This window comes from Beijerinckia sp. 28-YEA-48, from assembly GCF_900104955.1.
Lineage (GTDB): Bacteria > Pseudomonadota > Alphaproteobacteria > Rhizobiales > Beijerinckiaceae > Terripilifer.
In genome coordinates this window covers 2,523,960-2,542,525 of the sequence record NZ_FNSI01000001.1, presented here as the reverse complement: position 1 = coordinate 2,542,525, position 18,566 = coordinate 2,523,960, and the positions used below count along the sequence as shown (strand labels likewise).

Genomic DNA, 18,566 nt, shown 5'->3' with positions numbered 1-18,566 from the left:
CGACTAGCAGCACGCTTGCCTTAGCCAGCGACGCTGCCTACCTTCGCGGCAAGCGACGCGTATTTCAAAAGTGCGTCGCAAGCGGAGGAAACCATGCTGCTGAATTTCGGCCAGCCGGTCGATGGCATTATCCAGACGGCCTTTATCGTTGAGGATATTCACGCTGCCATGCGCGAATTCACGCGGCTGACGGGCGCAGGGCCCTGGTTCCTACGCGAAGGTGGCAAGTTCGCCGTTCAGACCTATCGTGGCCAGCCGACCGATGTCGAGCTCTCCATCGCCATGGGCTATTCCGGCTCCATGCAATATGAACTCATGCAGCAGCTGAACGGCTCTCCCTCTGTCTATACCGAGGTGATCGCGGCGCGCGGCTACGGCCTGCATCATTTCGGCGTTTCAGCACCCGACTATGATGCCGGCGTGGCGAAATATCGGGCCGAGGGCTTCGAGCTTGCTTATGAAGCCACGGTGCCCAGCGGCGCGCGTGTCGGCTATTTCGATACAGCATCGCTACTAGGCGGCATGGTGGAGGTCATTGAGATGACCGCCACCACCGAGCGCATGTTCACGCAGATGCAACAGGCCTCTGTCGGCTGGGACGGGTCTGACCCGGTTCGAGTACGTCCGCCCATGAAGGCCTGACAGGCTGTTTCAACAACCTGCTGAGGCCTGTTCACTCAGCCAATTCTCTGCGCGGAACAGGGCTGCCACTCTGGCACTGCTGTTGGTCCTCGATCAATCCGCGCAAGAGGCGGCGTGCCTGCACGCCGCCCGCATCGGCGAGAATGTCGACATTCTGGGCATCCGGATGTTGCGCGATGGCCTTCTGCTGCAGTTCGAGGATGCCGAGATCTTCATCGAACGTGCGCGACACCTCATCGTGGAGAAAGGCGGTCAGCTGTGGGTTGTCTGGGTGAAAGTCACGGCCGATGGCCCAATAATAGTTGGAACTGGTTTCATCGATCGGCGTCATCGCGTTCATCACCCAGATGCCGAGCCCACCGTCCCGATGCCCTTCTGGCGCGCCGGTGCCTGTCGCAACACCGCCAACATGAATGTGAACGTAGCAGGGCGGTTCGAAGTCGATGATCTGCCAACGGTCGATGCCTGAATCGGCTGGCACGCGCCCTGTTTTGATATAAGTCGGCGGAGCGGGGACATCGATAACCCAACGAGTGACGCGAACACCTGTGTCGGAGCGCTCGACCTTGAGCGTGCCCTTCTCACCCATTTCCGCATTGCCGATGGTCTGCCGATGCACGAAACCGACGTGCGAGAGGTCCATCAGATTGTCGGTGATCAATTCATAATTGGCGCGCACCAACTTCGTGCCACCCGTCGCCGCGTATTGCGGATCGGAAAGCTTGGAGAAGTCAGGAATTTTCGTTGGATCGGCCGCCTCTGCCGCGCCCATCCATATCCACACCCAACCGTGACGTTCGACGATCGGATAGGATTTGACCTTGGCGCGGCTCGGCACACGTTCCTGCGACGGCACGCGGACACATTGACCCGTGCCGTCATAGCGTAGCCCGTGATAGGCGCATTCGACCTCGTCGCCGACAAGCGCACCGGCCGAAAGCGGCACATGACGATGCGCGCATCTGTTTTCCAGCGCGGCGACCGTGCCCTTGCTGTCGCGGAACAGAACGATGGATTCCCCGAGGATCGTGTGAACGGTCAACGATCGGTCGATGTCTCGCGACCACGCCGCGACGTACCAGCTCTGGTGAAAATATGTCGATTGTTTCAAGCGCCCCTCCCGGCGTTGAGCATCGTGAGGCCGAAGCCGGAAGGAAGTTGACGGATTTTATCCATCAAGGTCAAATATAAATAAATTCACTTACCATAGAAATAGATTATGGATCTCGATCAACGGCAATTGCGCAATCTGCTGGTCATCGCGCGGACCGGCTCTTTCAGCCTCGCGGCGAAGGAATTGATGATTTCACAGCCGGCGCTGTCGGCCAGCATTGCCCAGCTTGAAGCGCGGGTCGGTGGCAGGTTGTTCGACCGAGGGCGCAACGGTGCTGCGGTGACGCCGCTCGGCAGCACGTTGCTCCGTCACGCGGAGATCGTCGATACACAGCTGCGTCGCGCTTCTGAAGAGATGCGACTGGGCCGCCAGCAGGCGCTGGGTCCGCTCAACCTTGCGATAACGCCTATTGCCTCTGCATACGGGCTGTTGCGAGCCGTCGGCCAATTGAAAGCCGAGTTCCCAAATGCGGTGATCAACGTCAAGGAGATGGTGTTTACGGATGCGCTTGCGGAGGTCCGCCGCGGTTCGATTGATGTCTGCCTTGGTCCGTTGGGCGTATATGCCGCAAACGAACATGTGGTCGAGGAACAACTATCGAGTGATACATTCTGCTTGATTGCTCGGGCGGGGAGTCGGGTGTTGACGGGTCGAAAGCAATCGCTCCGCTCGCTTGGCGACGCGCAGTGGGTATTGCCAAGCGACCGAAGCGCCTATCATCACCAGCTTGAAGCCTTGTTCAGTGTTGGCGGCGTTCCCTGGCCGACGCAGGCGATCTTCACCAACTCGGCGGTTGCCATAAAAACGATTGTCGCAAACAGCGATTGCATTTCGATTGCGCCCCGGCAGATGATCCAGCTTGAACTGAAGGCCGGCGTTCTGGTGCAGTGTGACCTGATCGAGGCCGGGATGACGCGCGCGTTTGGCTTCGCCTGCTCCGCCGATCGGCCATTGATGCCTCTGGCACAGCGCTTTGTCGATATCTTGCGGGAGCAGTCGCGTGCGCCGGTTTCGCCGAAACCGCCTAAGCGCTGCTGAGGGGTGCCGGTGGTGTCACGCCGAGCCGTTTGGCGAGCGCGGTGAGTTCGCTCCAAAGCGCTGCTGGCAACGGAATGCCGTCACTCTGTCGCCGCACCGTTTCCCGATCGCCCCGTTCGCCCGGCATCAGAATTTCATCGAAGCCCGCTGCGATCGGTTGATCCTTCACGCCTTGGACGAGCCGGTCGACTTCTCCGGCGAACAGGCCGGGAGCCAGGAAGAGTTCCGGATCGAGGGCGATGCAGACGCCATTCTGTAAATGCTCGTGGCGCAACGCCGGATCGTCGAAAGCGCTCGTGAGCAGCGGCGCGCCAGCCATGAGGCTCGCGAGGCATTCTATCATCAAAGCCATGCCAGAGCCCTTGGGACCACCGACGGGCAGGGGCGTGACCGCGCGCATCGGATCGGTGGTCGCTTGTCCTTGCGCATCGAGCGCCACGCCTTCCGCGAGGCGCGATCCGGAAAGCCGGGCCTGCGCCAGATTGCCGATGGTGATGGCGGCATGCGCCATGTCGAGCACGAGGGCGTCGTGACCAAGACGTGGCACGCCGATGGCAAGCGGCGCTGTGCCGACGGTGGCCGCGCGCGTGCCGTGATAGGCCATCAAGGGGCGCGAGGAGGAAAGCGCGATACCGACCATGCCGGCCTGGGTCGCCTGACGCACGTAAAAGCCGAGCGGGCCAGTGTGGGTGCCGTTGCGCAGGGTCACCCAGCCGATGGCATGGCTGCGTGCCAGGTCGATGGCTTGCTCCATGGTTTTCCGCATGGCGTAAAGCCCAGGCCCGCGATCCCCTTCCATGATGGCCAGGGCGCCTTTTTGAAACAGCACATGGATGTTGGCGTCGGGGCGGCGCAGGCCGTGCCGCATGCCGGCGGCATAGCCGGGAACCCGCAAAACGCCGTGCGAGCCAAGGCCGCGCAGATCGGCCCAGACGAGGACTTCAGCCTCCAGGCGCGCCCAGTCAGCCGGCAAACCAGCTGCGGTAAAAATAGCGGCGATCATCGCCTCGAGTTCGACGGCCGCAAGTCTGACAGTTAGAAGTCTGACGTCTTTCTGCACGCGGTTCCCCTATTGTCGTTGGCCGCTATTTTATCAGCTAGGCTGATGAGCACGCCAGCCGCTGACCAAGCTTGGTAGATCAATCAGCCAAACGGGGTATAAGAAAACTGCGCGCACGCCTTTTAAGGCAGTTGACAGAGACCGTCCGTCCGTTGAGCAATAAGCCCCTGATGGGACGGGGTAATCAACCCGCCGAAGTGCCAGCCGGCGCTCACAGGGAGATGGCGGGCAAGTCTTTGCAAAAGAGAGCGAATTTCCGTGCGGTAACAGTCCGGTAGTGAATCGGACCTAGCTTTGAACAGGGTATCGTTGCAGTTTTAGTGTGATGATGGTGGCACCGTGTCGCCGCTTGGGAGACGGTCTGGCATTTTTACGGTGCCGGCGGGAACAAGCAAGAACAGGTGAGCGTCTACAGAAAGACTGTCTCCGACGAGGGGAACCATGTGACAAGAGTTGCCAAGGGCATCTTCCTGACGGTCATCGGCCTTTACGTGCTCGTCGCGCTTTATCTGACTGTTACCGATCGCCAGCTTTCGACGACGGCTATCGCACTCATCCTGGCTGGCTGCGCCCTCATGATGGCGCTTTGGTGGATCAGCCAAGCCAATGTCACGCGCCGCGAACCCTCCTTCGTGGATGAGCTTGAGTCGGCGCTCAACGACATGCCGCAGGCCTTGGGCCTGTTTGACGCCACCGGCAATCTGGTCATGTCCAATCGTGAGTTCGCCGACTTCTTCAATCTGCCCCACGGCTTTCACGAGCCAGCGATCCCCTTCCATGAGCTGGAACGCCGGCTCGGTGATGACATCAACATGCTGAGTATCTTGCGCCGGACGCGGGAACGTATCGTGGCGGGCGAAGTCGATTACGCCTATGAAACCCGGGACGATGGCCGCGTGCTCTCCATCACCCATCGCCCGACCGAAAGCGGCGGTGCGATGGTGACGTACCACGACATCACTGAACGTCGGTTCGCCAATCTGCGGGTCGGCTTCCTCGCCTCCCATGACATGCTCACCGGCCTGCTGAACCGCGGCGCCTTTCGCGACAAGATCGAGTCCCTTGTGAGCGACCGGGAGGCGGGCTGGTCGGAAGTCGCCGTCTTGTTCATGGATCTGAACGGCTTCAAGACGATCAACGAGGAACAAGGGCATCTCGCGGGCGATGCGCTGCTTTGCATGCTGGCAGGACGCATCAAGGCGACGCTGCCGGACAATTGCGTCGCCGCCCGCATTGCTCCTGACGTGTTTGGCGTGCTGCAAATAGGCGCGGAGCAGCCCCAGTCGATCACGGGGCTCGCTAAAATCCTGAGCGAGCGCATCGCGGCGCCGCTGGAACTTGAGGACACGGTGCTCCGCATGACCGCCTCTTGCGGTATTGCCCATGCGCCTGCCGAAACAACCGAGGCTGACGAACTCTTCAAGATGGCTGAACTGGCGCTCGGCCATGCCAAGGCCGAAGGGCGCGGCACGCTCCGCATCTTCGAGACGCAAATGGCGACAAGCGCCGATAAGCACCGGCGCATGGAAGTGGCCATCCGCGAAGCGATCGCCGCGGATTTGTTCGAGGTTCATTATCAGCCGTTCATGAACATTCGCCAGGGCGGCGTGGCCGGGTGCGAGGCTTTGCTGCGCATCCATCATCCGTCCCTCGGCCTGATCTCGCCGCTCGACTTTATTCCGGTGGCCGAGGAGATTGGCGCCATCGGCGAGATCGGCGCCATGGTTTTACGCCACGCCTGTCTGGCGGCCAGCACCTGGCCGCGCGACATCAAAATTTCGGTCAATGTCTCTCCGTTGCAGTTCGCCGGTCGCGACTTTCTGCGCGATGTCAGCGAAGCGCTGGCGATGAGCGGCCTGCCGGCGAGCCGGCTCGATCTGGAAATCACCGAATCCGCCTTGCTCGCCGATTCAGAGCAGACGCTGACTCTGTTGCATAAGCTGCATTCGCTCGGCGTCCGCATATCGATGGACGATTTCGGCATCGGCTATTCGTCGTTCAACTATCTGCGCCGCTTTCCGTTCGACCGGATCAAGATCGACAAGTCGTTCGTTCGCGATGTCGCCAGCCACCAGGACGCCATCGCCATCGTCAGGGCGGCAACCAGCATTGCCGCAAGCCTCGGTATGGTCGTCACCGCGGAAGGTATCGAGACGCAGGAGCAGTTGGACCGCGTTCGCGCCGGCGGTTGCACCGAGGCGCAGGGCTATTTCTTCTGCCCGCCGGTCCGCGCGGAGAATCTGCAGGGCGTGCTACGTGAGCTTGCCCGCGATACCCGCGCGGTGGCGTGAGCGGCAGCTTATTTGGCTGCCGGCGCCGGGGTGAAGAATTTCCCGTAGCGGGCGGCGTCGCTCGCCAGCAGTTTGTCGAGGGCTTCCGGCGTGCTGCCGACAAGGTCAACGCCCAGTGTTGTGAAGCGCTTCTTCTGCTCCGGATCGGCGATCACTGTCGCGAGATCCTTATTCAGTTTGGCGATGATCGCCTTGGGCGTCTGCACCGGCGCCATCACGCCGAACCAGCCATCAAAGTCGACATCCGCATAGCCCGCCTCCTTCATCGTCGGCACGTCAGGCATGACGGGCATGCGGTTGGGACTGGTGACTGCCAGCGCCCGCATCTTGCCTGATTGCACCAGATCGCCGGATGCATTGTAGAAGCTCATGAAGATAGCCGTATCGCCGCGCATGATGCTGATATTGGCTTCGGGCGTGCCGCGATAGGGAACATGCACCAGATTGACGCCGGCCACCTGTTTGAACAGTTCCGAGGCGATATTGCCGGCGCTGCCGACACCGGCGGAGGCGTAGTTGAGCTGGCCCGGTTTCGCCTTCGCTTGGTCCACCAGATCCTTGACCGTCGCAGGGCCTTCAATCGGCGCGAGCATCACGACCGGCTGGGAAGCCACTTGCGTGATGCCGGCGAAATCCTTGATCGGATCGAAGTTGAGCGACTGATTGAGACTACCGATGATCGAATGCCCGTTCGATGTCAGCATGATCGTGTAGCCATCGGGTGTGGCTTTGGCGACGCTGGCTGTGCCGGGTAGGCCCGGGCGATTTTCGACGACGACGGCTTGCTTCCACATGCCTTCCAATTGCGCGCCGAATGCGCGAGCCAGAAGGTCTGTATTGCTGCCGGCGCTGAACGGTACGACGATGCGCACTGGTTGATTGGGGTAAGCGCCGCTTCCCTGCGCTACAGCAGGTGCCGCAGCGAATGCGCAGATAAATATGCCGATGCTGAGTGTCAGCGTACGAGCCATGGTTTCCCTCCCTGGATACCGATCTCCCGATATCAAAGGTCGCACGGCGATGATCTCTTTGGAAGGGCGCGAGGGTCAAAAAAATGCCCCGGCTAGTCGCCGGGGCATTGGTCGATAATATCGCTCCAGTACAGAGTTGGTGCTCGTAAATATGATTGAAATACAGGGAGAAGCGATACTCGTAGTGTGCGAAAAGTCACATCGGTCTGTGACTAAAGTCATGTAGGGTGCAAGCTTTTGCAAATGCAAGGTTTTGCAGTTGTTCTTTATCGCATCTTTGGTAGGTGAATGGGGGCATGAACGAAGCCAAGACTGCAGAAGTTGAAACAGCACTCGCCATGGATCATTTGGTACGCAAAGACCTGATTGGCTTGGCGACGATATCGGCTGATCTCGATGTCATCGCGCGCCACGGTCATCTCAGCGCGTGGCTTCCAGCGGATGGTTCTTGCCTGCAGAGCATGCCGCTCTTCGGTCTCAAGGACGAGATGCTCGACATGCAGCGTAGTGGTGCTGTTCTGTCTCTACCGACGTTGCATCTCGACGAAGTGAGTACGGAAAATCCCGTTGTCATTTCGATCCTGTGGGACGCCGGCGCCGGCTCTTACACGGCGCTGACATTTCCCGATCGTGGTGCTGGTCAGATCCAGCAGGTGCTCGAAGGTGAGCGGCGCAGCAAGCAGATCGCTGAAGAGCAGATGGCGGCCGAACGCCAGGCGGCGCGGCGGGGCGAGGCGCGCTATCGCGACATCGTTGAAACAAGCTCCGACTTTGTCGTCCGCCTTGATGAAGACCTTGCAGTGACTTTCGCCAATCAAAGGCTGCACGATTTTTTGGGACGCGGTGAAGACGCCCTTCTGAGCCAGCGCATCGATCTGCTGCTGGGCGAAGCGGAGGAGGCGGGATGGGCGCGGCTGCGCGATGCGCAACGCCCGCGCGCCGAGCCGGTGTCATTCGAAGCCGAAGCGCATTCGACCGCCGCTGCCTCGGTCTGGATATGGTGGAGCGTCAGCTGGCTGCCGGGAGAAGGGGGGCCAGGCGAATTCCAGGCGATTGGCCGCGATGTGACGTTGCTGCGTCAGCTCCGCGCCCATGTACAGCAGGCGCATGAGGAGGCGCGATCGGCGGCGATCGTGCGGGAGCGGCTGCGCATTGCCCGCGACCTGCATGACACGCTGGTGCAATCGATGGTGACGGTGCTGACCCAGCTCCGCCTTGCCCGCCGGCTCGTCGCGACAAAGCCAAACGACTTGCCGGAGGAATTGGCCATCGCCGAGGCCGGTGTCGAGACGGGATTGAACGAGGCGCGCAAGGCGCTCTCGCAGGTCAGGCTGCAACTTGTCGATGAAGAAGGTCTGGGTGGCGCCCTCAAGCGTCTGGGCGAAAGGGTGGCGCAGCGCGCCGGCCTCGACGTGAGCCTGGCGATCGACCCGGACAGCGCGCGTCTGACGGGGCCTTCCGCTGAAGCTATTTTCCGGATTTCCGAGGAAGCGACGCGCAATGTCGAAATCCATGCTGGGGCCAAGACGGTGCGGATTGTTGTTCGGCAAGCCAACGGCGGATCGGAGGACGCTGAACGGATCCAGATGGAGATCGTCGATGATGGCGTGGGGTTCGATCCGGCATTGGTGCCGGAGCGGCACTTCGGTATCATTGGCATGAAGGAACAGGTCGCATTGCGCGGCGGGGATTTCGAGATTTGGAGCAGACCAGGGCAGGGCGTTCGCCTCACCCTGTCCTTTCCGGTCGATAGCAATATGGAACGCTGATATGGACGCTCAACCTTCGCGCATTCGCGTCATGCTGGCTGAAGACCAGACTTTGCTGCGACGAACCTTCGCCAAGCTTTTGTCGCTGGAAGCCGATATCGAGATTGCCGCGGAAGCCGCTGATGGCGAAGAGGCCATCCAGATGGCCCGCGCTCACCGGCCCGATGTCATTTTGATGGATCTGCAGATGCCGCGCCTCGATGGCATCGCGGCGACCCGCCGGATCGTCGCCGATCTTCCCAGCACGCATGTGATTGTGCTGACGACTTTCGAGGACGACGAGCAGATCTTCAATGCGATCAACGCAGGTGCTATTGGCTATCTGCTGAAGGATTCCCGCGAGGCGGAGATTATTGAGGCGATCCGGATTGCCGCGAGCGGCGCATCGGCGCTGTCGCCACGCATCGCGCATAAGCTTCTCGCCGCTTTTAAAAACATGGGTACGCCTGATCCAGAGCAGCCGGTGGCCACCGGCGGCAATGATCTGACCGAACGCGAGGCCGGTATTCTCTCTCTGCTGGTCGCGGGAAAGAGCAATCGCGAAATCGCCGATGAGTTGGCGCTGGCGGAAGGTACGATTAAGAATTACGTCAGCCGTATCCTCTCCAAACACGATGCCCGCAGCCGCACCGAACTTGTTGCCCGCTCGCTGCGCCGGCCCGTGCGTTGATCAACTCTGGCTAACGTCTCAGCCTGGCGGCGGCAGGAAATGGATGTTGTATTCGGCCGCGAGAGCGACGACCTCGTCGGGCTTTTGTTCGCGCAGGTTGTGAATGGCCCAGAACAGGTCATAGAGCCGCTGTGATGGCGAAACCCAAAACAGGGTTTTCACGGTCTGCCCGGATTTGTTGAAAATGCCGTGCGGCTTGCCTCTGGGCAGGCGCACGGTGTCGCCCGGCGTGGCGAAATCATCGCGACCGTCGAGCATGAAATCGAGCCGGCCTTCAAGAATGTAGAGATATTCGTCCTGGTCGGGATGGACATGGGGTGGCACGAACGTGCCATCCGGGAAGGTCGCATGCCAGGAGAAGGAATCCTGCGTATAGGATTTCGGCACATAGGTCTGGCCCAGGATATTCCAATGGATATTTTGCAGGCCTTCATTGGCGCGGGTGATGTCGGCGGTTTCGAGCGGAAACGTCATGGCCTGATCTCCTGTCGGCGGACAAACTAAGGTCCCGCTGGTAAGGCCATATCAGCCGCCAGGGTTTGTCAACCGACGACATGATGGTTGCGCTTCTCATGATCAGGAGTGATGCTACCGGCGGAAGCGAGCGGGAGAGAGCCGATGAAGGCGATCATCGTTGGCGGTGGGATTGGTGGCCTGACCACGGCGCTGATGCTGCATGCGCGCGGCATCGCTTGTGAACTCTACGAGCAATCCGAAAAAATCCAGGAACTGGGTGTGGGCATCAACACCTTGCCTCATGCCATTCGAGAGCTGGCTGGTCTTGGCCTGCTCGATCGGCTTGATGCTGTCGCCATCCGCACCGAGGAGTTGTTTTATCTCACCTGTCACGGCCAGCAGGTCTGGCATGAGCAGCGCGGCCTCAGCGCTGGCCATGACGTGCCACAGTTTTCAATCCATCGTGGTCGCTTGCAAGGCGTCATCCATGATGCGGTGATCGAGCGACTGGGCGTGGGGGCGGTCCATAACGGCTGCCGGCTTGGCGCCTACACCCAGGATGAAGGCGGCGTCACCGCCTATTTCTTCAACCGATCCGGCGTGCATGTGGCGAGCACGCGCGGCGATGTCCTGATCGGCGCCGACGGCATTCACTCGAAAGTGCGCCAAACCTTATTTCCCGATGAAGGTCCGCCGCGTTGGAACGGTCTGATGCTCTGGCGTGGCGCGCGCGACTGGCCGGCCTTCTTGACCGGCCGCTCGATGATCATCGCTGGTGGCTTGAACGCTAAGGCGGTGATCTATCCGATCGCGGCAGGCGGTCCTGGGCAGCGCCTCACCAATTGGGCGATCATGGCGCGGATCGGTGACGGTTCAAAACCTCCGCCTCGGCGTGAAGATTGGTCGCGCGCTGGCCTGCGCGACGAGCTTCAGCCCTATGTGGCAGGTTTCGCCATTCCGCAGGTTGATTTCGCCGCGCTGGTCAATGCGACGCCGGAGTTTTGGGAGTATCCGTGCTGCGATCGCGATCCGCTCTCCACTTGGTCGAACGGCCGCGTCACCCTGCTCGGCGATGCGGCGCATCCGATGTATCCGGTTGGCTCCAACGGTGCGTCGCAGGCGGTTCTCGACGCGCGCGCGCTCGCCGATGCCCTGGTGCAATGTGAGCATCCACGGCAGGCGCTGTTCAGCTATGAGCATCAGCGCCTGCAAACGACCGCCGATATCGTCGCCTCCAACCGTCGCGGCGGCCCCGAGGGCGTGATCGATGTGGTGGAAGAGCTCGCGCCCAATGGCTTCACCGAAATCGACGCGGTCTTGAGCTACAAGGACAGGGAAGCCATCGTCAGAGGTTATGCGGCGAAAGCCGGCTTCGCCGTGCGATGAGCGGCCCCAGCATTTTCGAGCAAAATTAACGCTGGGCGCGCCGCCACAGGTCGGTGCCGAGGCTCTGGAACAATTCCATCACACCGTCGCCGGTCTTGGCGCTGGTTGCCGTCACCGATCCGTCAGCAAGCCCAGGCACGATCGTGTCGTCAATCAGAGGCGAGAGGTCGATCTTGTTGAGGATGGCGCGGATGGGACGGCCAGGCAGGCGTTCGAGGCAAGAGGCGACAAGGCCGCTCATTTTGGCGATGGTGGTTGGCCGTGTCGCGTCGCTGACGACGATGGCGCCCGAAGCGCCGCCAATATAGGCGGTGTCGAAAATGCGCTGGCCGAATTCGCCATCCGTATCCCAGATGATCAGTTTGACCGGGCAGTTGTCGCAGTCCGGCGGCAACACGAATTCGCAGGTCATGATGTCGACGCCGATGGTCGTCTTATAATCCGCTTCGAAACGGCCAAAGACCATCCGTCGCGCCACCGACGATTTGCCGACGCCAATGTCTCCGAGCATCATGATTTTGGCGGTGATCACGTGGCGGTCACCGGGCTTCGTCGCTGGCGTTCAGCATTTCGAAAGCGACGCGGCGATCCTGGTCCTGCGCCTTGTCGGCGGCGATAGGGCTATAGGCGCGCGAGGTCAGGAACAGTTGGCGAGTGGGAATGCCGGCCTGCTGAAACAGTTTGGTGACGAACTCAGCGCGGCCTTGCGCGATGCGCCGGTTGATGGCGACCGTGCCGGTCTGATCGGCATAGCCGACGACACGAATGGCAAGGCCGGTTTCGCGCAGGACGGGCACGATGGCGGCAATGACGGCCTCGGCGCTCGGGTCGTCCGTGGTCGCCTCTCCTGTTTTGAAGAAGATCGAGCGGCCAGCGATGGCCGCGAACAGCCGAGCACGCGGGGTGTTCAGTTGCGCTTTGATGGCCGCCAGCTCTTGCGCCGTCGTCGTCTGCGTCTCGCTCAGCCGTTGCGAGACGGATTGTGTGTCGGCGCGGCCCGCGTTTTGTGCCGCGGTGAGAGCGCTTTGCAGTTCGGCCAATTGGCGCTGGAGCGTGGCGATGCGCTCGGCTGCCTTCGTCTCCTCAGTGTGCAGACGTTCGATCGTGTCCTGCTGTTGTTGCTCGGACTGGGCGAGCAAGGCAACGGTCTGCACATTCGTCGTCACGGTGTAGCCGGAGGTTGCCGCCTGCACGGCGCCGGCCAGCGTCTTCGTCGCCCCGGCATCGCTGGAGAGGCCGCGCAGCGTGATCGCGCGCGTGGCATGATCGAAATCGAGTGTGATCGGGAAGGCGGCCAGTTGCGGCGTGCGGGCCATATTGTCGTGAACCGCGGCCAAAGCATTGCGCTCGACGTTCCAATGCATCAGGGAACGGCCGCCGAAAAATAGAAGCACGGCGCCGACAGCTGCGGCCACGACCCAGAAACCAATTCCGCCTTTGCGCGGCGTCGACAGGTCGTCCCGGAAGATGCTCAGCGCAACCTGTTCCACTTGGCTGCCGGAGATATTCTCGCCGATCCGCAATTCATTCATGTAACGCAAGAAAGCGGTATCGGCCTCGCGTTCGTCGGCGGCACTCATCACGCCTGTGACTTCACCGGCGATGATGAACTGCGGTGACGCCCGCATGATGATCTTGTTCATGCCGAGATCGAGCGTCCGCAACTCGCCATTCTGTGCTTCGAAGACGCTGGAGGCGAACTCTGTAATGGCCGCGATCAGGCCGCTGACCAGGTCAGCATTCTGCATCTGCTCGGGATCGCGCGCCCAGCTTCCCAGAAGGACGCCGCTCTTGCGTTCCAGCAGCAGCAGGCGCTGCAGCACCGGTCGCGCGGTTTCCGCCAAGGCGATTTCGCTGATCGATCGTCCGCTCGTCCATGACTTTAGCCGCCAGCGCCATTGCCGGATGGACAGGAGGGCGTCGACACGCTGATTGGTCGAGGCGACGAGCTCGCGGAAGGCATTGGCGACGGCCGCAGAGACCAGGCGACCGGTGATCGGGTAGAGCGCCTCGACCATCATGTCGCGGGAATTGCGGATCTCGGTCTGGATCGCAGCGACGACGACAGGGGCTATGGCCCGGGCCAGTTCACGATGACGCGCCACTTCGGCGCGTTTGAGCGCTTCGACAAGAACCTCAGCGGTAGCCTGTTCCAGCCGCTCGGGAGAGCCAACTCTGCGATCGATGCGCTCGTAGCCTTGCTCCAGCCGCTCAAGCCGGTTGGTTTCCGGCTCAAGCAACAAGGCTCTCAGGCGGGCCAGATCACCCGTTTCAGGGATCCGGTCTGTGCCTGCGCTAGCTGGGCTTTCTTGCGACACTGAGATTCCTGACGCTGGCGCCCAGGTCGGTGATGGCTTTGCCAATGTCGTCGATCGTGCTCAGGCGGCGCTCTTCGGTGTCGCGTTGCAGATCGGCGATTCGTGTCTCGATCTGCTGCAGCCGTGCCAAAACTTCAGCGTGCAAGGAATCGACCTTAGCTTCCAACTTGCTGTCGAGCTGTGTGAGCCGCTGGTCGATGCCACGGCTGCTCTCGCCGAACAGCAGTTCGCGAACCTGATCGATCGTTGTGGGGGCAGGTGCGGCGCTGCCGTTCAGCGCCTCGTCCTGTGCCTCTTTTCTCACCGCCATACCGCCTCCGAACTCACTTCAATTGCGCCGCACTGGCGACGTTACGAATGGGGGCGGCGGAACACCGCCGCCGCCTATCTAAATTATTTTAACACGGGCAGAAAAGTCATGTTTTTATTCCTCAGGCAACGGCTTTTTGCCGCAATACACGCCGTTTGCCGCCGTTTCGGGCTGGGCTTCGATGGGGAAGTGACTGGGGCTTGTCACACTTCCGCACAAGGGTGATGAAATCGCTATCGATTTTTGATGTCTGCCGGCCGACAGCGAGGTCCGGATTGGGCTTGCATGCGCGCTGGTCCGTGTGGGACATGCAGGCCCATTAACAATGAACAAAACGGGAGGATGAACGCGTGGGCACAGCGACGGCATTAACAGGGCTTCGTTCCTTGTCGGCCATGGCGGTTATCGTTCCGTTCCTGGCTTTGCCGGTCATGGCGCAGGAGGGGCAGACGACATCCTCTGGGCGGGCTCTCGACATGTATATCGGCTACGCCGCTGGTGGTGGCTACGATGCCTATGGCCGTTTGGTCGCCCGCTTCCTTGGTGAGTTCCTGCCGGGCAAGCCCAAGCTTATTCCGAAAAACATGCCGGGTGGCGGCGGGCGGGTGCTGGCGGGCTTTATCTATAATGCCGCGCCACGTGATGGCACCGCGCTCGCCATGGCCGATCAGTCGCTGGTTCTCCAGCAAGCCATTGGCGATCCGACGATTCTTTTCGATACGACGAAGTTGAATTGGATCGGCAATCCGGCCGCCGACAACAACACCATCGCCGTGTGGCATGCGACAGGCGTGAAGACCTTTGAGGAGGCGCGCCTGCGCGAAGTGGTCATCGGTGCCACCGGGCCCAACACATCGTCGCAGATGGCGCAGCTGACCAATGCGCTGCTCGGCACCAAGTTCAAGATCGTCACCGGCTATCCCGGCGGCAACGATATCAATCTGGCCATGGAGAACGGCGAGGTCGGTGGGCGCGCCAGCGCACCCTGGGCGACCTGGAAGGCGACCCGCCCCGACTGGGTCCGCGACGGCAAGATCGTCGTCATCGCTCAGATCGGCCTGACCCGGGCACCGGACCTGGCGAATGTGCCGCTGTTGACCGATCTTGCTGGGAATGACGCGGACCGGGCGGTCATCAAGCTCGTCTCGGCGCCAGCCACCATCGGACGTCCCATTTTCACCGCGCCTGGCGTACCGGTCCCCATGGTTGCGACCTTGCGGAAAGCGTTCACGGCCATGGTGCAGGACAAAACGTTCAACGACGAAGCCGCACGCGAGAAGCTCGATATCAATCCTGTTTCAGGTGAAGAGCTGCAGAAGATCGTCGAAGATCTTGTCGCGACGCCAAAGCCCGTGGCCGACCGCCTCGCTGTGATCTTCAAGTCGCAATGATGGACGCGCGCACGGCATCGCCCGTTTCCGACACTCTGTTGCGCCGTCTTGCCGGTTTCACTGAGGCCTGTCGCCACCGTCCGCTGACCGCAGCGGAAACCGACGCCATGGTGACACGCCTCATCGACGCCATGGCCTGTGCGGCGATCGCCACTGGCGGTGAAGACTTCGCGCGGCTGAAGGCTACTTTTGTCGACGAGCGGCAGCCGTGCACTGTTATCGGCGGTGGCCGTGCCTCCTTGGAGCATGCGGCCTTTCTCAATAGCTTTCTCATCCGCCAGCAGGATTGGAACGATACTTACATCGGCCGCAATGGCGGCCATCCCTCTGATCTCATCGGCGGCGTGCTCGCGGCAGGCGAATATACGGGCAAATCCGGTGCCGAGATTTTGCGCGCCATCGCCATCGGCCAGCATGTCATGCTCGATCTTTGCGATACCGGCGAGGTGTTGGCACGCGGTTGGGACCCTTCAACCTATCTCGGCATTGCCTCTGCCGTTGGCGCCGGCGTGCTGCTCGATCTGAGCGAAGCGCAACTGGCTCAGGCGATTTCGATGACGGTGGTGTCGGGCAATATTCTGATGGGACGCACCGGCAAGGTGTCATCCTGGAAAGGCTTGTCATCCGCCGTCGCCGTGCGCAACAGCCTGTTCTATGGCCTACTTGCCAAGAACGGCCTGACGGCGCCCGATCCCGTCTTCGAGGGACCTTTCGGTTTCACCCGTCACGTCTCGGGCGATCTCGATCTCGAACTTGATCCGCAGCGCGATCGAACCGGCGACACCCATCTCAAACTCTATCCCGCCGTTTATCACGCGCAGGGACCGATCGAAGCGGCGCTCAAGATTCATCGGCGCATGAACGAAACCTTCGGCGAGAAGCTGCCTGCGATCGAAAGCGCGCATCTGGATATTTATGAGTTCGCCCTACGCTATGCCGCCGATACGCCGGACAAGTGGGTGCCCGAGAATGTTGAAACCGCCGATCACAGCCTGCCATTTTTGACTGCGCATAGTCTTATCGCAGGTGAGTATGGGCCCGGCAGCATTGCGCGGACTTTACGTGATCCTGCAGTGCGCGCCTTGGCGCAGAAGGTTTCAGTGAGCGCGTCACCCTCTTTCAGCAAAGTCTGGCCGGAACACACAGGTTCGCGTCTGACCGTCACCGCCGCCGGCAAAACATTCAGCGAGGAGATCGACGTCATCATCGGCCACCCGAAACGACCGATGAGCCGCGATACGGTGCTGGAAAAGTTCCTGGCCTGCGCCAGCCTGAAAACGGACTTAGCCACGGCACAGCGTTGGGCGGAACAGCTGACGGATTTTCCGCGCCTCGCGTCGATTTCGCGCGCTTTGGCTGGCTCTTAGACGATCAGCGGACGAAAGCGGGCCAGTTGAGATCCTGCGTGCCGATCATAGCAGGCGCGGCAGGCCAGCTGATGGCCAGCGCCGGATCGTCATAGCGCAAACCACGTGCCTGTCCCGGCACATAGGGGCGACCCATCTGATAGACCACGTCGGTATCGGGTTCGAGCGTCAGAAAACCATGCGCGAGCCCTTCGGCGATGTACAAGGCGTCGCCGCGTTCGGCCGAAAGTTCCTGCGCCACCCATTGGCCATAGGTGGCGCTGTCGCGGCGCAGATCGACCGCCACGTCATAGATCGAACCGCGTACCGGCCGCACCACTTTGGCTTCGGCGAAGGGCGCATCCTGATAGTGCAGCCCGCGCAACGTGTGACGAGCGGGATTGCGTGACAGATTGATCTGCGTCGAGGTGAAATCGATGCCGGCGGCAGCGAATTCTTCCGGGCAATAGATGCGGGCGAAAAAGCCGCGCTCGTCCCTATGCGGTTCGAGCGTGATCAGAGTGACCCCGGCTATTTTCGTCGCAGCAAAGCGCATCAGAAAATCCTGATCTCCGGAATGGCTGTGACGAACTGGCCGCCCCAGCCTCTGATCTTCGCCATCTGTCCGGAAATCTCCGTCGCCAGATTCCACGGCAGGATGACCAGATAATCCGGCCGGGTCTCGCCGATCCGCTCAGGCGCCAGCACCGGGATATGACTGCCGGGCAGCAGATGGTTCTGTTTCTCGCGGCTGCGATCGTAGACACAGACGATATCGGCGTTCGTGACGCCGCAATGATTGAGGAAGGTGTTGCCTTTGGCGGCGGCGCCATAGGCGGCGACCTTTTTGCCTTCGGCTTTGGCCTTGGCGAGAAAAGCGAGGAAGCCGCGCTTCACTTCCGCAACCTTCGGCGCAAAACCTTCATAGCCGGCGAGGCTGTCGAGATGCGCCGCTTTTTCCTCGGCTCTGAGATCGCGCAGGCGCTGCGTTTCCTGATGCTGCGCGTCGGCGCGGCAGGCGAACAGCCGCAGCGAGCCGCCGTGCGTCGGCAGTTTCTCCACGTCGAAGACGCGCAGGCCAGCCTTGGCGAACACCTTCTCCACCGCCACGAGCGACAGATAAGAGAAATGCTCATGATAGATCGTGTCGAACTGGATCTCGCGGATCAGATTCAGCACATGCGGGAATTCGAAGGTCGAGACGCCCTGCGGTTTCAGGATTGTCGCGAAGCCCTTGGCGAAATCGAGAATGTTGGGCACGTGGGCCAGCACATTGTTGGCAGCCGTCAGATCGGCGCGATGGCCCCGGCGCACCAGATCTTGCGCGCAGGCTTCACCGAAGAAGGCGACTTCCGTCGGCACGCCGATGGCCACCGCCGCCTTGGCGACATTGGCGGCCGGCTCGACGCCGAGCACCGGAATGCCACTGGCGACGAAATGCTTCAGCAGATAGCCGTCGTTGGAGGCGACTTCGACGACGAGGGAGTTCTTGTCGAGCCCGAACCGCTCGGTCATCGCCTGCGCATAGCGGCGTGCATGTTCGACCCATGAATCCGAATAGGACGAGAAATAAGCGTAATCGGAAAAGATCGCATCAGGAGGCACGGAATCATCGACCTGCACCAGAAAGCACGATGGGCAGACGCGCGCATGCAGGGAGAACTTGCGATCCTTGCCGGCGTCGACGTCGGCCTGGGTCACATAGGAATTGGCCAATGGCGTCGGCCCCAGATCCACCAAGGTGTGGGTCAGCGGCGTCGCGCAAAAGCGGCAGTTCGGCACGGAGGATGTATCAGCAGACATG

17 protein-coding genes are annotated in these 18,566 nt (G+C 61.2%); 8 read left to right on the top strand and 9 right to left on the bottom strand.

Annotated features, from left to right (window positions below; translation table 11 throughout):
- Positions 1 to 93: 93 nt before the first annotated feature.
- Positions 94 to 642 (top strand): VOC family protein, encoded by a 549-nt coding sequence (locus BLW50_RS11965; RefSeq protein ID WP_090702292.1) that lies wholly within the window; start codon positions 94 to 96, stop codon positions 640 to 642.
- Positions 643 to 673: 31 nt separating this feature from the next.
- Here BLW50_RS11965 and BLW50_RS11960 read toward each other — a convergent pair whose 3' ends face one another.
- Complete coding sequence (locus BLW50_RS11960) at positions 674 to 1,753, bottom strand: aromatic ring-hydroxylating dioxygenase subunit alpha (RefSeq protein ID WP_090702289.1); 1,080 nt, start codon at positions 1,751 to 1,753, stop codon at positions 674 to 676.
- A 129-nt stretch (positions 1,754 to 1,882) separates the two neighbouring features.
- On the opposite strand from BLW50_RS11960, the gene BLW50_RS11955 reads away from it, so the two are divergent.
- The gene (locus tag BLW50_RS11955; RefSeq protein WP_170850118.1) at positions 1,883 to 2,794 is read left to right on the top strand and encodes a LysR family transcriptional regulator; all 912 of its coding nucleotides are present in this window, start codon (positions 1,883 to 1,885) and stop codon (positions 2,792 to 2,794) included.
- On the opposite strand, the gene BLW50_RS11950 is transcribed toward BLW50_RS11955, so the two are convergent.
- Entirely contained in the window at positions 2,781 to 3,854 is a 1,074-nt protein-coding gene (locus BLW50_RS11950; RefSeq protein WP_139267582.1) for an Ldh family oxidoreductase, read from the bottom strand. The two genes, BLW50_RS11955 and BLW50_RS11950, sit on opposite strands and share 14 nt — an antisense overlap.
- 443 nt (positions 3,855 to 4,297) lie before the next feature.
- Here BLW50_RS11950 and BLW50_RS11945 point away from each other — a divergent pair, with 443 nt between their 5' ends.
- Positions 4,298 to 6,145 carry a putative bifunctional diguanylate cyclase/phosphodiesterase gene (locus tag BLW50_RS11945; protein ID WP_139267581.1) on the top strand — a complete coding sequence of 616 codons (1,848 nt, stop codon included), beginning with the start codon at positions 4,298 to 4,300 and terminating at the stop codon, positions 6,143 to 6,145.
- Positions 6,146 to 6,153: 8 nt separating this feature from the next.
- Here BLW50_RS11945 and BLW50_RS11940 read toward each other — a convergent pair whose 3' ends face one another.
- On the bottom strand, positions 6,154 to 7,116 hold the full coding sequence (locus BLW50_RS11940; RefSeq protein WP_090702274.1) for a tripartite tricarboxylate transporter substrate binding protein: 963 nt from the start codon (positions 7,114 to 7,116) through the stop codon (positions 6,154 to 6,156).
- 296 nt (positions 7,117 to 7,412) lie between these two features.
- Here BLW50_RS11940 and BLW50_RS11935 point away from each other — a divergent pair, with 296 nt between their 5' ends.
- The gene (locus BLW50_RS11935) at positions 7,413 to 8,885 is read left to right on the top strand and encodes a PAS domain-containing sensor histidine kinase (protein WP_090702270.1); all 1,473 of its coding nucleotides are present in this window, start codon (positions 7,413 to 7,415) and stop codon (positions 8,883 to 8,885) included.
- 1 nt (position 8,886) lies between these two features.
- Positions 8,887 to 9,555, top strand: coding sequence for a response regulator (locus BLW50_RS11930; protein WP_090702267.1), 669 nt, complete (start codon positions 8,887 to 8,889; stop codon positions 9,553 to 9,555).
- An 18-nt stretch (positions 9,556 to 9,573) separates the two neighbouring features.
- Here BLW50_RS11930 and BLW50_RS11925 read toward each other — a convergent pair whose 3' ends face one another.
- Positions 9,574 to 10,029, bottom strand: coding sequence for a cupin domain-containing protein (locus BLW50_RS11925; RefSeq protein WP_090702263.1), 456 nt, complete (start codon positions 10,027 to 10,029; stop codon positions 9,574 to 9,576).
- Between the two features lie 144 nt (positions 10,030 to 10,173).
- On the opposite strand from BLW50_RS11925, the gene BLW50_RS11920 reads away from it, so the two are divergent.
- Complete coding sequence (locus BLW50_RS11920; RefSeq protein WP_090702259.1) at positions 10,174 to 11,397, top strand: flavin-dependent oxidoreductase; 1,224 nt, start codon at positions 10,174 to 10,176, stop codon at positions 11,395 to 11,397.
- Positions 11,398 to 11,422: 25 nt separating this feature from the next.
- Here the strand turns inward: BLW50_RS11920 and BLW50_RS11915 are convergent, their stop codons facing one another.
- From BLW50_RS11915 to BLW50_RS11905, 3 genes are read right to left on the bottom strand one after another with little or no spacing between them, the layout of a single operon-like run.
- Positions 11,423 to 11,929 (bottom strand): Rab family GTPase, encoded by a 507-nt coding sequence (locus tag BLW50_RS11915; RefSeq protein WP_090702255.1) that lies wholly within the window; start codon positions 11,927 to 11,929, stop codon positions 11,423 to 11,425.
- A gap of 7 nt (positions 11,930 to 11,936) precedes the next feature.
- Positions 11,937 to 13,637 carry an OmpA family protein gene (locus BLW50_RS11910; RefSeq protein WP_139267580.1) on the bottom strand — a complete coding sequence of 567 codons (1,701 nt, stop codon included), beginning with the start codon at positions 13,635 to 13,637 and terminating at the stop codon, positions 11,937 to 11,939.
- Between the two features lie 55 nt (positions 13,638 to 13,692).
- Entirely contained in the window at positions 13,693 to 14,025 is a 333-nt protein-coding gene (locus BLW50_RS11905) for a hypothetical protein (RefSeq protein WP_090702248.1), read from the bottom strand.
- Between the two features lie 350 nt (positions 14,026 to 14,375).
- On the opposite strand from BLW50_RS11905, the gene BLW50_RS11900 reads away from it, so the two are divergent.
- Positions 14,376 to 15,416 (top strand): Bug family tripartite tricarboxylate transporter substrate binding protein, encoded by a 1,041-nt coding sequence (locus tag BLW50_RS11900; RefSeq protein ID WP_139267579.1) that lies wholly within the window; start codon positions 14,376 to 14,378, stop codon positions 15,414 to 15,416.
- On the top strand, positions 15,413 to 16,783 hold the full coding sequence (locus tag BLW50_RS11895) for an MmgE/PrpD family protein (RefSeq protein WP_090702241.1): 1,371 nt from the start codon (positions 15,413 to 15,415) through the stop codon (positions 16,781 to 16,783). The genes BLW50_RS11900 and BLW50_RS11895 overlap by 4 nt, the downstream gene beginning before the upstream one ends.
- Positions 16,784 to 16,787: 4 nt before the next feature.
- Here the strand turns inward: BLW50_RS11895 and BLW50_RS11890 are convergent, their stop codons facing one another.
- Together BLW50_RS11890 and BLW50_RS11885 are read right to left on the bottom strand one after the other, a co-directional pair.
- The gene (locus BLW50_RS11890; RefSeq protein ID WP_090702238.1) at positions 16,788 to 17,318 is read right to left on the bottom strand and encodes a dTDP-4-dehydrorhamnose 3,5-epimerase family protein; all 531 of its coding nucleotides are present in this window, start codon (positions 17,316 to 17,318) and stop codon (positions 16,788 to 16,790) included.
- Positions 17,318 to 18,565 carry a class I SAM-dependent methyltransferase gene (locus tag BLW50_RS11885; RefSeq protein ID WP_090702236.1) on the bottom strand — a complete coding sequence of 416 codons (1,248 nt, stop codon included), beginning with the start codon at positions 18,563 to 18,565 and terminating at the stop codon, positions 17,318 to 17,320. Before BLW50_RS11885 ends, BLW50_RS11890 begins: the two co-directional genes overlap by 1 nt.
- Position 18,566: the final 1 nt, after the last annotated feature.

Excerpts from the sequence above, each read along its gene's own strand:
- BLW50_RS11905 (WP_090702248.1), bottom strand. The coding sequence starts at position 14,025 with ATGGCGGTGAGAAAAGAGGCACAGGACGAGGCGCTGAACGGCAGCGCC.
- BLW50_RS11930 (WP_090702267.1), top strand. The coding sequence starts at position 8,887 with ATGGACGCTCAACCTTCGCGCATTCGCGTCATGCTGGCTGAAGACCAG.
- BLW50_RS11925 (WP_090702263.1), bottom strand. The coding sequence starts at position 10,029 with ATGACGTTTCCGCTCGAAACCGCCGACATCACCCGCGCCAATGAAGGC.
- BLW50_RS11920 (WP_090702259.1), top strand. The coding sequence starts at position 10,174 with ATGAAGGCGATCATCGTTGGCGGTGGGATTGGTGGCCTGACCACGGCG.
- BLW50_RS11965 (WP_090702292.1), top strand. The coding sequence starts at position 94 with ATGCTGCTGAATTTCGGCCAGCCGGTCGATGGCATTATCCAGACGGCC.
- BLW50_RS11940 (WP_090702274.1), bottom strand. The coding sequence starts at position 7,116 with ATGGCTCGTACGCTGACACTCAGCATCGGCATATTTATCTGCGCATTC.
- BLW50_RS11885 (WP_090702236.1), bottom strand. The coding sequence starts at position 18,565 with ATGTCTGCTGATACATCCTCCGTGCCGAACTGCCGCTTTTGCGCGACG.
- BLW50_RS11935 (WP_090702270.1), top strand. The coding sequence starts at position 7,413 with ATGAACGAAGCCAAGACTGCAGAAGTTGAAACAGCACTCGCCATGGAT.
- BLW50_RS11890 (WP_090702238.1), bottom strand. The coding sequence starts at position 17,318 with ATGCGCTTTGCTGCGACGAAAATAGCCGGGGTCACTCTGATCACGCTC.
- BLW50_RS11895 (WP_090702241.1), top strand. The coding sequence starts at position 15,413 with ATGATGGACGCGCGCACGGCATCGCCCGTTTCCGACACTCTGTTGCGC.